Origin of the sequence: Saccharopolyspora hattusasensis, from assembly GCF_050972075.1 — a bacterium.
Taxonomy (GTDB): Bacteria; Actinomycetota; Actinomycetes; order Mycobacteriales; family Pseudonocardiaceae; genus Saccharopolyspora; species Saccharopolyspora hattusasensis.
This window is the reverse complement of the sequence record NZ_JBPCDC010000001.1, coordinates 6,857,455-6,870,080: the sequence shown is the minus strand read 5'-3', so window position 1 is coordinate 6,870,080 and position 12,626 is coordinate 6,857,455. Positions and strand designations below refer to the sequence as shown.

The 12,626-nt window shown below is 62.7% G+C and carries 11 protein-coding genes; 6 read left to right on the top strand and 5 right to left on the bottom strand.

Going from position 1 to position 12,626, the window contains the following annotated elements:
* Positions 1–22 precede the first annotated feature (22 nt).
* Genes ACRXBZ_RS33105 through ACRXBZ_RS33095 form a run of 3 tightly spaced genes read left to right on the top strand, consistent with a single transcriptional unit; the run spans position 23 to position 2,354 of the window.
* Positions 23–286: a hypothetical protein gene (locus tag ACRXBZ_RS33105; protein WP_433882408.1), complete on the top strand. Its 264-nt coding sequence runs from the start codon at positions 23–25 to the stop codon at positions 284–286.
* Positions 283–1,101, top strand: a complete 819-nt coding sequence (locus ACRXBZ_RS33100; RefSeq protein WP_433882407.1) for an enoyl-CoA hydratase/isomerase family protein — start codon at positions 283–285, stop codon at positions 1,099–1,101. The genes ACRXBZ_RS33105 and ACRXBZ_RS33100 overlap by 4 nt, the downstream gene beginning before the upstream one ends.
* On the top strand, positions 1,101–2,354 hold the full coding sequence (locus ACRXBZ_RS33095) for a CaiB/BaiF CoA transferase family protein (protein ID WP_433882406.1): 1,254 nt from the start codon (positions 1,101–1,103) through the stop codon (positions 2,352–2,354). Before ACRXBZ_RS33100 ends, ACRXBZ_RS33095 begins: the two co-directional genes overlap by 1 nt.
* Before the next feature lie 106 nt (positions 2,355–2,460).
* On the opposite strand, the gene ACRXBZ_RS33090 is transcribed toward ACRXBZ_RS33095, so the two are convergent.
* The 4 genes from ACRXBZ_RS33090 to ACRXBZ_RS33075 form a co-directional block, all read right to left on the bottom strand.
* Positions 2,461–3,795 carry an MFS transporter gene (locus ACRXBZ_RS33090; RefSeq protein WP_433882405.1) on the bottom strand — a complete coding sequence of 445 codons (1,335 nt, stop codon included), beginning with the start codon at positions 3,793–3,795 and terminating at the stop codon, positions 2,461–2,463.
* 27 nt (positions 3,796–3,822) lie between these two features.
* The gene (locus ACRXBZ_RS33085) at positions 3,823–5,310 is read right to left on the bottom strand and encodes a sugar ABC transporter ATP-binding protein (protein WP_433882404.1); all 1,488 of its coding nucleotides are present in this window, start codon (positions 5,308–5,310) and stop codon (positions 3,823–3,825) included.
* Between the two features lie 144 nt (positions 5,311–5,454).
* Positions 5,455–6,420, bottom strand: coding sequence for a substrate-binding domain-containing protein (locus ACRXBZ_RS33080; RefSeq protein ID WP_433882403.1), 966 nt, complete (start codon positions 6,418–6,420; stop codon positions 5,455–5,457).
* A gap of 78 nt (positions 6,421–6,498) precedes the next feature.
* Positions 6,499–7,515 (bottom strand): ABC transporter permease, encoded by a 1,017-nt coding sequence (locus ACRXBZ_RS33075; RefSeq protein ID WP_433882402.1) that lies wholly within the window; start codon positions 7,513–7,515, stop codon positions 6,499–6,501.
* Positions 7,516–8,040: 525 nt separating this feature from the next.
* Between ACRXBZ_RS33075 and ACRXBZ_RS33070 the strand changes: the two genes are divergently transcribed.
* Positions 8,041–8,862 carry an ISAs1 family transposase gene (locus ACRXBZ_RS33070; RefSeq protein WP_433882401.1) on the top strand — a complete coding sequence of 274 codons (822 nt, stop codon included), beginning with the start codon at positions 8,041–8,043 and terminating at the stop codon, positions 8,860–8,862.
* A gap of 189 nt (positions 8,863–9,051) precedes the next feature.
* The gene (locus ACRXBZ_RS33065) at positions 9,052–9,687 is read left to right on the top strand and encodes a transposase family protein (RefSeq protein ID WP_433882400.1); all 636 of its coding nucleotides are present in this window, start codon (positions 9,052–9,054) and stop codon (positions 9,685–9,687) included.
* Here ACRXBZ_RS33065 and ACRXBZ_RS33060 read toward each other — a convergent pair.
* Positions 9,679–9,912: a hypothetical protein gene (locus ACRXBZ_RS33060; RefSeq protein WP_433882399.1), complete on the bottom strand. Its 234-nt coding sequence runs from the start codon at positions 9,910–9,912 to the stop codon at positions 9,679–9,681. The genes ACRXBZ_RS33065 and ACRXBZ_RS33060 overlap by 9 nt on opposite strands.
* Before the next feature lie 743 nt (positions 9,913–10,655).
* On the opposite strand from ACRXBZ_RS33060, the gene ltrA reads away from it, so the two are divergent.
* Positions 10,656–12,431: a group II intron reverse transcriptase/maturase gene (gene ltrA / locus ACRXBZ_RS33055; RefSeq protein WP_433882398.1), complete on the top strand. Its 1,776-nt coding sequence runs from the start codon at positions 10,656–10,658 to the stop codon at positions 12,429–12,431.
* The last annotated feature ends 195 nt before the right edge of the window (positions 12,432–12,626 follow it).

Sequence of the window (12,626 nt, the reverse complement as noted above, 5' to 3'; positions counted from 1 at the left end):
GCCATGACATACCGGTTCGGTATTGTTCATCTCGATCTTCGCCGCCCGCTACCGGTTCAGCGGCATTTCGCTAGCACGCGAATTCTCCGCGCCGGTCGCCGGCGGTCTGGCTCCATTGATCGCCTCGGCGCTGCTCGCAGCGGGCGGGGGTAACTCCTGGTGGGTGGCCGCGTACGTGGCCCTGCTCGGCACGATCTCCGTTGTGTGTCTGCTCTTGCTGCCCATGAACCTGGCCGGTGACCCCGACGGGGTCGCCGAACCGCGGTTGGAGGACTTGCACTCATGACGAACGGCCACCTGGTCGACTACCAGGTCGACGAACATGGCGTGGCGGTCTTGATGCTAAACAACCCGCCACTGAACCTGAACACGCTCGGCACGATCGACAAGCTGCTGGAGGCATGCCGGACGCTCACCGACGACGACCGGGTGCGCGTCGTGGTCGTCACCGGTGCTGGTGATCGCGCGTTCTGTGCGGGTTCGGATATCAGTGAGTTCGCAGAGGTGCGCGATGACGTGGTGTCCAAGAAGCTCCGCAAGGAGAACTGTGCGTTCACGGCAATCGAGCAGTTGCCGCAGCCGGTGGTCGCCGCACTCAACGGCAGCGCACTCGGCGGAGGCGCTGAGATCGCCCTGGCCTGCGACATTCGCATCATCGACGAACAGGCCCGCATCGGTTTCCCGGAAGTGAATCTCGGTGTCTTCCCCGGCAGCGGTGGGGTGTTCCGGTTACCGAGGATCGTCGGAGTCGCCCGTGCCTACGAGCTGCTCTACACAGGCGAGCCGATCGACGCCGCCGAGGCGTATCGGATTGGGCTCGTGAACAGTGTCGCCTCTCACGGCGATGCGCTGGAGTCCGCTCTCAAGTTGGCCCGAACCTTGGCGAGCAAGCCCGCGCTGGCGTTGAGCTTGATGCGCGCGGCCGTTCGGGAGTCGGTCACGCAGAACACTGCCGAGGCCACTCAACGAACGTTGGACTACAGCCATTGGGTCTTCACTGGCCCGGACATCGCGGAGGGCGTGGCCGCATTCTTCGAGAAACGGGCACCACGCTTCACCGCCGGACGCCGGGATCACGCATCGAACGAAAGGACCTCCTGATGGGCGGGATGTTGGCCGGAGTCAAGGTCGTCAGCCTGACGCATTACCTGCAAGGGCCGTCCTGCGTCCAATTCCTCGCGGACCTGGGTGCCGACGTCGTCAAGGTGGAGCGCATCGGCGGTGCCTACGAACGTCACTGGGCCGGTGCGGAATCCTTCGTCGGTGATGAAAGCGTCTTCTTCCTTCTGGCAGGCCGCAATCAGCGCAGCATTGAGCTGGACTTCCGTGCCGAGGAAGGCAGCAAGGTCCTCTGGCGGTTGATCGAGAATGCCGACGTGCTGGTGGAGAACTTCCGCCCTGGCGTGCTGGACAACCGCGGCTTCTCCTACGACGCGGTCAAGCAGCGCAATCCAGGCATCATCTACTGCTCACTCACCGGCTACGGTTCGACAGGCCCCGGGGCCATCAAGCCTGGCCAGGATCTGCTGATCCAGTCGCTGAGCGGGCTTGCGATGCTTAATGGGAAGGCAAGCGACCCGCCGACGCTGATGGGCACCGCGGTCGTCGACCAGCACGCCGCAGCGCTGGGTGCCCTCGGCATCGTTGCGGCGCTGTTCGGACGCAACCGCACGGGCAATGGCTCCAAGGTCGATAGTGATCTGCTGTCCGCCGCACTTGACCTTCAGATCGAACCGCTCAACTACCACCTCAACGGCACCCGGCTCTACGACCGAAGCGAGTCCGGTATCTCCTCTCGCTTCCATCAAGCTCCCTACGGCGTGTTCCGAACTGCTGATAGCTGGATCACCTTGTCGCTGTGCGACGGTCCGGCGTTGGCGACCGCCTTTTCCGACGAACAGTTCGCGCAGTGGAGCAGGGGCGACCAGTTCGCACAGCGTGAGGAGATCAACAGACGGGTCGCCGAACACATGTCCACCAAAACCACTGCCGAGTGGGAGAAAGTCTTCGACGAGGTCGGGTTGTGGTACGCCCGCGTCCGCGAGTACGACGAGGTCGAGGCCGACCCGCAGATCGCCGCGAACGATTCCATTCTGGAGTTCGACCTGCCGCGCGCCGGCCGGATCCGCGTCCTCAATCACCCCCTCCGCTACGACGGAGCCGCTCCGGTACTGCGCTTGATGCCCCCGAACGTCGGCGAACACACCACTGAGATCCTGGCTGAGTTGGGATACAGCCAGGCCGAGATCAGCACCCTCCGCGCCACGGGGGAGGTCGGTCCGGACCGCGCCTCCACCCCATTCGACCGCAAGGCCGCGGCGCCCGCGAACTCCTACACCTCCAGGAAGGGATAGGCCAGCGGCGGCCGCGGCCCAAGGTTCGCCAAATCACTGCGGTTGCCCTTGTGTGTGGGAACCGCCGAACCCGGCGACGAGACCGCCGCGGGTTAGTAGTGCCTCTTCAGGTGTGCTCGGTCCTCGCTCGGGATCCGTCGTTTTTGTCCACGGACGGTGTGAGGTCGATCCGGTAGGTCTCCGGAAGGAAGATCACCGACGTGAGAGTGATCAATTGGAGAACGATGAGGTACACCGCAACCGGCCAGGGGTCACCACCGGAGGCGGCGAGCAGAGCTGTTGCTATGAACGGTGCGATACCACCGGAAATGGGTGCCGACAGTTCGCGTGCCAGCGCGACACCGCTGTAGCGGACCCGAGCGGGGAAGAGCTCCGGGAACATGGCGGCCTGGGCGGCGAGCATCGAGGAGATGCATACGCCGATGCTCACGGCGCCGGCCAGCCAGATCAGTGCTGGCGTTCGCGAGTCGAGCAACCAAAAGTATGGGAAGGCGAACAACGCGGCGAAGAGGGCACCACCGGCGTACACCGGTCGCCGACCGACTCGATCCGTAAGCGCACCGAAGAGAGGTAAGGCCACAAGTGCTGCGGCCGAGCCTATCAATACTCCAATCAACCCGATGTTTTCGGCGGCGCCGATCTGTGTCACGTAGGTCAGGATGAAGACCTGGAACAAATACGATCCGCCGGTTTCTCCCATGCGCGCACCGATGCCCAGTAGGATGTGCTTCCAGGAGCTGCGTACGGCGTCGACCATCGGGATGGACGCCTCGACACGGGTTTGTTTGACCTGGGTGAAGGCCGGAGTTTCGCCGACGCGGAGCCGAATGTAGAGGCCGATCGCGATGACAACGATGCTGAGCACGAAGGGAGCGCGCCATCCCCAAGCCAGGAACTGCTCTTGGGACATCGACGAGAAGGCACCGAAGATCCCGGCTGCCAGGAGGATCCCGGAGAAGATCCCGACGAACGGCAAGCTAGTGTACAGCCCCCGCTTGCCCACAGGAGCGTGTTCTGCGGCCATCAACATGGCACCGCCCTGCTCGGCTCCAGAGCCCAGACCCTGCAGCAGCCGCATGAGCAGCAGCAAGATCGGTGCCCAGATGCCGATGGTCTGGTACGTCGGCAGAAGCCCGATCAGGACGGTCGCGGATCCCATCAACAGAATCGTGGTCAGCAGAACGGCCTTCCGGCCGATCTTGTCGCCTAGATTGCCGAAGAGGATGCCGCCGAGCGGCCGGGCGAGAAACCCGGCCGCGTAGGTGGCAAACGCCGCCAACGTTCCAGCCAGTGGGCTGAAGTTCGGGAAGAACAACGGGCCGAACACCAGCGCCGCAGCGCTGCCATATAGCGAGAAGTCGTACCACTCCAGGGCGCTTCCCACGATCCCGGCGGCGACAGCTCTACGAGCGGCGCCCCGATCACTTTTTCGGTTGTTCATCCGGGATTCCTCCGGTGGGGACGGGGCTCACACCCGTGCAGTGGCCGAGCCGTGGTCGGTGGCATGCCGCATGATGAGTTCTTCGGTGGCGGTAGCTGCCGCCAGCTCAGCGGCGATCGTGCCGTCGCGCATCACGAGAATCCGGTCAGAGAGCCCCAGGATCTCGGGAAGTTCGCTGGAGACCATGACGATGGTGACTCCGGTGTGGGCGAGTTCATGGAGCAGTCGGTAGATCTCTTGCTTGGCGCCGACGTCGACTCCTCGGGTGGGTTCGTCGACCAGCAGGAGGCGACAGTCGGCGGCCAGCCACCGGCCGAGGACACACTTCTGTTGATTGCCGCCGGACAGGTTGCGAATGCGCATTTCGAGATGGGGGGCGCGCACGTCGAGCCGCCTGGCGAGATCGGTGACAGCCGCACGCTCGGACCGGGTTCGCAGTACGGGGCCGCCGGAGCCTGCCGACAGAGCCCCGACTCCGATGTTGAACCGGATCGTTTGATTCAAAAACAGCGCTTGGTCCTTGCGGTCTTCGGGTAGCAGGCCGACACCGGCAGCGATCGCTTCCCGTGGGCTGCGGAACCGCGCTGGCTTGCCATGGAGCAGGATTCGGCCGCCGTCGTGTGGATCGGCCCCAAGCAAGGCGCGGAGCAGCTCGGTGCGACCTGCTCCGGCCAGGCCCGCGATGCCGAGGATTTCTCCAGCGTAGGCGGTGAAGCTGATGTCGTTCAATCTGTTGCCCTGGCTGAGGTGTTCCACGGCCAGTGCTGGCTCACCGGACACGCGGTCGCGGGGCGGGTAGATCTCGTCGAGCTGACGGCCGACCATGAGCCCGACCAGATCGTCGGCCGTGAGCTGGTCGGGCCGCCGGGTTGCCACGCTGCGCCCGTCGCGGAGCACAGTAATGCGGTCGGCGATCTCGAAAATCTCCTTGAGCCGGTGGCTGATGTAGATGAAAGCGATGCCACGCTCTTGCAGACCGCGAATGATCTCGAAGAGCGTAGCGATCTCTGTGTCTCCGAGCACCGCTGATGGTTCGTCGAGGACGATCAGTCGGGCATCACGAGAGAGCGCTCGAGCGATTTCGACCATCTGCTGTTGAGCGATGGACAGCGTGCCGACGCGTGCGTCGACGTCGAGAGCGATGCCGAGCCGTTCGAGCAGTTCGGCACTTCGGCGCCGCAACGCCGACCAGTCGACATGTCCCCACCGGCCCTTCGGTAGCCGGTTAAGGAAGATGTTCTCTGCGACACTGAGGTGCGGCGCCAACGTCAGTTCCTGGTAGATGACGGTCACGCCGAGCTCCAACATGCGTGCTGGCGTCGGTGCCTGCACCTGGTGGCTATCGATGACAATCCTGCCGTCGTCGGCCTGGTGGGCGCCGGCGAGCACCTTCATCAGGGTGGATTTTCCGGCGCCGTTTTCTCCGACCAGGGCGTGGACTTCGCCACGGCCGACGGTGAAGTCGACGTCGTCGAGCGCGACAACACCTTCAAAGCGCTTCCCGATGTGCTCCATTTCCAGCAGGATCTCGGAGCGGGAGGCGTCTGCGTGGCAGGTCCCGTTCGGTTGGATGCTTGTCTCAGCGGTATCGTTTCTCTGATCACGAGCGGGCATCGGGAGTCCTCATTCCGTGTTCGTAATGGGCTTTCACCGCACGTCTCAGCCGAATCCCTTGCCGAGGAACTGCTGAACATTGCTCGAGTCGACCTGGAAGGAAGGCAAAGTGGTGTGATCGGGCACCGTCTCTCCCTTGGCGATCTTGTAGGCGGTCTGGATCCCTTCCGGAGCACACCAGGGATAGGTGAAGGTCGCTGCGAGTCTGCCATCGGCGACGGCTCGGATGCCTTCGTTTTCCCCGTCGGTGCCGACCACGGTGACGCCTTGGACTCGATTGGCCTGGGCCAGGGCGTTTTGGGCGCCCAGGGCCATTTCGTCGTTCTGCGCGAACACAGCGTTGATCTGTCCTGCGGGCAGCCGCTGGATGGTGTCTTCCATGAAAGTGATGGCCTTGTCCCGCTTGTAGTCAGCGTTAGTGGTGGCCACGATGCGAATCTCGGGGTACTTCTTGAGCTCCTCCTGGAAACCCTGTGCCCGTTCGACAGTGGCCGAGGAGCCCGCAGTTCCCTGGATTTCGACGATGTTGCCCTTGCCTCCGAGCTTTCCTGCGATGAACTGGGCCGCCATCGCACCGATCTTGCGGTTGTCGCCCCCGATGTGAGCGGTGACGGGGGTGTTGATCTGCCGGTCAAGGGTGACGACCTTGATACCGGCGTCCATAGCTCTCTTGGTGATAGGAGTGAGCGCGTCGGCAGTCGCAGGAGAGAGCATCAGGACCTCGGGTCGACGTGCGATCAGCGCTTCCACGTCGGCGACCTGTTTCGAGGCTTTGTCCTCGCCGTCGGTCGCCACCAGTTCAACGTCTTTGTAATGCTGCTGGGCGTAGGTCTTGTTGTCCTCGACCATTGCGACCCGGAACGGATGGTTCATGGTCGCCTGGGAGAACCCGATGAGAATCTTTTCCGAGCGTCCACAGCCGGCAAGGGACAACCCGATCACGAGGGCTGCGATCAGGGCCAGGGCGGCCGGAATACGTCGAGGCCGACCTGGGCGTCTCACGATGTGCATGTTGTACTCCACGAGAAGATTGCGAGAGTGGTGATGGGTTGGGCGAAGAGTGTTGACGCCACCGCTAAAAACGGCAGTTCAACCTCGACGGCGGTGTTGGATCCGCTCGAGGACGACAGCGGCGACGATGATCGCCCCTTTGACGATGTCCTGGGTGAACGGACTGACGCCGAGCAGATTGAGCAGGTTTGACAGGACGCTGACGATCGCGGCACCGACGACGGTTCCGCCGATTCCTCCCTGGCCCCCGAACAAGGCCGTACCACCGATGACGACGATGGCGATCGCGTCGAGTTCCAGCAGCTGTCCCGCGGTCGGTTCGCCCACGGTCAGACGGGCGAGGTAGATGAGACCGGTCAAACCGGCCAGCGCTCCCGCAATGACGTAGACGCTGAACACGGTTCGGCTGACGTTGATTCCCGACAGCCGCGCAGCTTCGGCATTATCTCCCACGGCATACACCCGGCGACCGAAAGTGGTGCGCCGCAGGACGAACGCTGCGAGAATCGCGACGACAACGAAAACCCAGATCGGCGTCGAGATGCCGAGCATGCTCCCGGAATTGAGCCATTCCAGACTGCTCGCTGCCTGCCCTGCACCCACGGGTTGCCCGTTGGAGAACGTCAGGGCAAGTCCTTGTCCAGCGGTGAGCATGCCGAGGGTCATGATGAACGGGGGTACCCGAGCGAGCGTGACTCCCAGCCCGTTGAGGGCGCCAAGGACGGCTCCGACGGCGAGCCCTCCGAACAGCACCAACGGGATAGGATACCCGCCGAGCAGGAGCGTGGCGGAGACGACTGAGACCACGCTCACGACGGATCCGACCGACAGGTCAATGCCAGCGGTGAGAATGACGAAGGTCATTCCCACGCCCAGAATGCCGATCAGCGCGGTCTGCCGAGTGACGTTGAGCAGGTTGTCGACGGTCAGGAAATCGGGCGTGGCGATGTGAGCGATGACCATCAACAGCAGCAGGACCCACACGATGGTGCCCTTGCGCAGGATGCGCACCAGGATCTGCCATCCCGATTGGTCCTGTGCGTCAGTCCGGTCTGCTGATCGTGACTCGTGGCTGGCTGGGGTTTCAGTGGTCATAGATGACCTCCGGCTGTGTGGAGGAGGGTGACGAGTAGGGACGTCGTGTCTGTCGGCGAGAGAAGCGCAGCGTCTGGAAGTCGACGCTTCACACGCTTGGCCAACAGTCGACGGACATAGGCCGTCGAGACCCCTTGTGGACGGCAATACAGGCGATCCCAGCCACAAATGGCAGTGATCGATTCGCTTTCCTCCAGCGTCCACGTTGGGGGCGGAGAACGGTGATCAATGCGCTTCCCGCGCCGGATACGGACTCGCACAGGTCCGGTCCGGGTGGACCGCTGACACAGGGTCGTCGTTGAAGTTCATGTTCACTCCTGCCAAACGGTGTTTGCCGTGTGAACGACACGTTAGAGTCGTGTGAAATCCCGGTCTAGATGGCTTTCGCAAAAAGTGTTTACCATAGCCAAACGCCCGCAACCGCCGCTGCGCATTGGCACCTCGCCGCTGGGGGTGGGATCCAGGGCTAAGGCAAGATCGCGCGGAGTGATCAACTCGGCTCGTAGGGTAGCCGGCCGGGTTGGCGTGCTGGGCCGGGAGATGGAGGATGGCCTCCTTCTGGGATCATGGAAATTGCGAAAAAACCAAACTCCAGAAGAAGGCCATCCGTTGTCATTTTCTCATAGCTCGTCATGGGCGTCGTTTCCGGGTAGCGCCGACGGTGATGATGCCGATCTGGCGGAACTGATGAAGTTGCTCGGCAAGGTGCCGGATCGCCGTAAGCGGAAGGGCCGTGTGTACAGTTTGACGTTCCTTCTCGCGGCGTCGTTGATCGCGGTGCTGGCGGGCGCGTCAAATTTCCGGCAGATCGCCGACCAGGTCGCCGATCTGCCGGCGTCGTTACTGCGGAAAATAGGTGGACGATGGTGCTGGTTCCGCGGGTTTTTCCGTGTCCCGGATACGTCCACGATCCGGCGCGCACTGGAAAATGTCGATGTAGCGAAGCTGGAAGGACTGATCGGGCCGTGGCTGCTGCGTCATGCCCGGCCTATCCCAGGCGGCACGTTGCGACTGGCTATCGACGGCAAAGTGCTGCGCGGTTCGTGGATCGGGGATCACGAGTCGTTCACGCTGTTCTCCGCGATGATCCACTGCGATGGTGTCACCGTCGCCCAAGTGGCCGTTCCCTCGGGCACCAACGAGATCACCCAGGTCAAGACCCTGCTCGACGGTGTCTCCCGCGGTGTGGACGGCCGTGTGGTGGTCACCATGGACGCCGTGCACACCCAGCGAGAGACCGCCGAATACATCGCCGGCGAACGCGGATTCGACTACGTCATGACAGTAAAGGGAAATCAAGAGGATTATTCAGGCGCATCAAAATTCAGTCGCCGACCGGCGTGTTGACATAAGCGGCGGTCCGTTTAATGCGAGAATTGGGTTACCACACTCAAAATCGCAAGAAAGCGGACCACCTATATGTATCATACCACCGGCCTCACCGTGCCACAGATCGCCGACTTGTGCGAGCTGATCAGGATGGAAACCGGGCAAGAGAATCAGCCGTGGCCACCGATTCTAGGATTGTGGAACTCTGTGGTCGTTGCGCTGACCTATATGAGGCGCAATCGGGTCCAAGCGGAAATCGCAGAAACCTACGGAGTTTCCCAGCCGTCCATCAGTCGTGCGGTTACCACAGTGACGCCACTGATCAACCAGGTGCTCGCGAGGTTCGTGCCCACCGCCGACGAGTTGGACGACCGGCAGCAGTACATCGTCGACGGCACGCTGCTGCCCTGCTGGTCCTGGTCCTCGCACCCGGAGTTGTACTCGGGCAAGCACAAGACCACCGGTATGAACGTGCAGATCGCCTGTACGGTCGACGGCAATCTCAGGTGGATCTCCGATCCGATTGATGGCAGCCGGCACGACTCGTACTGCCTCGGTGAATCTGGCGTGCTGTTGACACTGACGCCCGCGAACTGGATAGGCGACAAAGGATACGTTGGCAACGACATGCTCACGCCGATCAAGAAACCTGAATGCCGCGAATTGCTGGACTGGGAGAAAGAATTCAACACGCAGATCAACAGGATTCGCTACGTCATCGAGCAGGTGATCGCTAACTTCAAGACCTGGCGCATCCTGCACACCGACTACCGGCGCCCCATCGAGACCTTCCGTAAAACCATCTCCACCGTTGTCGCCCTGCATTTCTTCGCCTCAGCGTGAATAACCCTCCAAGCAGCGCTTAAGAAAAAGATATACGACCGCACTCTTCCGTTCTTGCGGAAAACCCCGCATCATGGCGTCGTCGATGACACCCACGGCCGGATACGCCGCTGGACTACCTGGATTACCGACGCCGACGGAATCGATTTCCCACACGCGCGCTCCGTAGCCTGCGTCAAACGAGAAGAAACAACCCTCTCCGGAGAACTCGTCAGCAAAGAGCACGCCTGGATCATCACCAGCCAGAACACCACCACAGTCACCGCCGAAGACCTACACGACCAAGTCCGCGACCACTGGGGAATAGAAGTGCGACATGAGGTCGCACTGGTTGAGTGAGATAACTGAAATGGAGGGTCGAATATCGACGGTTAGCTCCGAGCGAGTGCTCAACGCTCGTCCCCGCTCCTGGCATGCGTCGCTGGTAACGGCGGGGTGTGAAGCCCGGGAGGAAGCCCAAGGACCGGTGTTCCATCCGTTGGTCACAGGCAAGGGGAAGACCGGAAGGGCGAATGGCGTGAACTCCTGTAAGCCTCGTTATCCAGAACTCCGGGAGATGGGAAGTAGCACCGGAGAAAAAGGACCCGCCGTTGGAAGATGGCAGTGGTGGCCGAAGTTTCTATGTCGGCCATGAGAGCACCACGGTCCCGGGGTATAGGGAGCGCCCGACACCGGTCGGGTCTCACCAGTGTGGAACATGGAAACCCCGTCATGGTCCGGTGGGCAAGACCACCCATCGGTAGGCCGACCGTAAGGAAAGCGGATATCCGTGGCGGGACAGGACGGCCAAGAAGCGAATGGCGGCGGCCGAAAGGCAGCAGGAAAGCGAGGACGCATGGCTGAACCTCCAAACAGTCGTTCTCGTATAACTGGCCGTATACCAGGCCGTTGTGCCTGGGCCCGCAAGGGAGCTGACGTGAGCCGGGTGGCCCTTTGACGAATCACTGCCAACGAAACGCTGGAACCATATGGGTAAGTTAGACACCACATCGCAGGACCCGACGGCCGTTATGGTCGATCTTGCGGCTCTCGGCGATGTGGTGAACGGACCGGAGGACCTGCCTGACTGGGACGCCATCGACTGGCGTGGCCAGGAAACGCAAGTACAGCGACTACGGCACCGGATCTTCAAGGCGACGCAGGCAGGCGACCTCAAACAGGTCCGCAATCTGCAGAAACTCATGTTGCGCAGCCGGGCCAACACGCTGGTCAGCGTGCGCCGGGTGACCCAGCGCAACACGGGCCGTCACACCCCAGGCGTCGATGGGCAGGTCGCGATGACCTCCCCGGCCCGAGCCGAACTGGCGGTGCTGCTGCACCGTCACGGCGGCCCTGGTCAAGCGCTGCCGGTGCGACGGGTGTACATCCCCAAGAAAGGCGGCAAGCGCGCTCTGGGCATTCCCGCCATCGCGGATCGCGCCCAGCAACAGCGGGTACGCAATGCGCTGGAGCCGGAGTGGGAAGCCCGGCTGGACCCCAAGCAGTACGGGTTCCGGCCGGGTCGCGGATGCCACGACGCGATCGAAATGATCCACCGCGCCCTCGCGGCCAAGAACGCGAAACGTGAGTGGGTGCTCGACGCCGACCTGAAATCCGCGTTCGACAAAATCGACCACAACTATCTTCTAGAACGGATCGGGACGTTCCCAGCCACGGAACAGATCCGTGGCTGGCTGAAGGCCGGAGTGGTCGATCAGGGCCGGTACTCACCGACCATTGAGGGAACCCCTCAGGGCGGTGTGATTTCACCGCTGCTATTGAATATCGCGTTGCAGGGAATGGAAGCAGCCGCGGGAGTCCAATACGACTCCCGTGGCTGTGTGAAGGCCGGATGCCCGACCGTCGTGACCTACGCGGATGATTTCGTGGCCCTGTGCCACACCCGCGAACAGGCCGAGACAGTCCGGGACCGGCTGAGCACCTGGCTGAAGGAACGAGGTCTTTCCCTGAACCAGGAAAAGACGAGAATCGGGCGGATTGATGCCGGGTTCGACTTCCTCTCCTTCACCATTCGCCGCTACTACGTCAGCGGCGGCACCAAGGTACTCACCAAGCCCAGCCGCGACGCACTCACCAAGATCCGGCGGCGAAACGCCCAGGAGCTGCGCACCCTGCGCAGCTCCACCCCGGCCGAGGTGATCAGGACGCTGAACCCGATCATCCGAGGCCAGGCGAACTACTACCGGCCCGGGGCGTCCAAGAAGTCCTACCAGGCCCTGGACGACCATCTGTGGCAACACCTCTACAAGTGGGCGCGCCGCAGACACCCCCGCAAGCCCCGACGCTGGGTTACCACCCGATACTTCGGGGCCTTCCATCCGACCAGGCGCGACCTGTGGGTCTTCGGTGACCGCGACAGCGGTGCCTACCTCCACCGGTACGCCTGGACGAAGATCGTCCGGCATGCCCCGGTCCCCGGCAGACACTCACCCGATGACCCTGCCCTGGCCCAGTACTGGGCCGACCGGCGACGCAAACGCAGACCCCCGCAGCTGGCCGAATCCTGGGAACGCGACCTGCGGATCCAACAAGGACGCTGCCCGCTCTGCGGGGAGCCGCTGCTCTACGCCGACCGCCCACCAGACTCCCCCACCCAGTGGGAGACCTGGTATCGCGGGATACGCAAGGCAATAGCCCACAAGGCCATCGCCGAACACGGCAGCGGCCGGACGACCCGCCGCCTCGTGCACGTCCACTGCGCCCGACGCCACCCCGGCGATCAGGCACACGACACCGACCAGTGAACGCATGATGTCTGCCGCCCACACGGGCTGCTTGAGCCGTGTGCCGCGACGAGTGGCACGCACGGTTCTGAGGGGGGATCGGCGGGGCAACCCGCCGATCCTACCCGACAACAAAAGCCATCATGTCCGTGACACAACATACCACGAAGACGCACAACAAATCTATACCGGCACCGGCGCCCATATACTGGCAAC

Excerpts from the sequence above, each read along its gene's own strand:
- ACRXBZ_RS33090 (WP_433882405.1), bottom strand. The coding sequence starts at position 3,795 with ATGAACAACCGAAAAAGTGATCGGGGCGCCGCTCGTAGAGCTGTCGCC.
- ltrA (WP_433882398.1), top strand. The coding sequence starts at position 10,656 with ATGGGTAAGTTAGACACCACATCGCAGGACCCGACGGCCGTTATGGTC.
- ACRXBZ_RS33080 (WP_433882403.1), bottom strand. The coding sequence starts at position 6,420 with ATGCACATCGTGAGACGCCCAGGTCGGCCTCGACGTATTCCGGCCGCC.
- ACRXBZ_RS33095 (WP_433882406.1), top strand. The coding sequence starts at position 1,101 with ATGGGCGGGATGTTGGCCGGAGTCAAGGTCGTCAGCCTGACGCATTAC.
- ACRXBZ_RS33085 (WP_433882404.1), bottom strand. The coding sequence starts at position 5,310 with ATGGAGCACATCGGGAAGCGCTTTGAAGGTGTTGTCGCGCTCGACGAC.
- ACRXBZ_RS33075 (WP_433882402.1), bottom strand. The coding sequence starts at position 7,515 with ATGACCACTGAAACCCCAGCCAGCCACGAGTCACGATCAGCAGACCGG.
- ACRXBZ_RS33100 (WP_433882407.1), top strand. The coding sequence starts at position 283 with ATGACGAACGGCCACCTGGTCGACTACCAGGTCGACGAACATGGCGTG.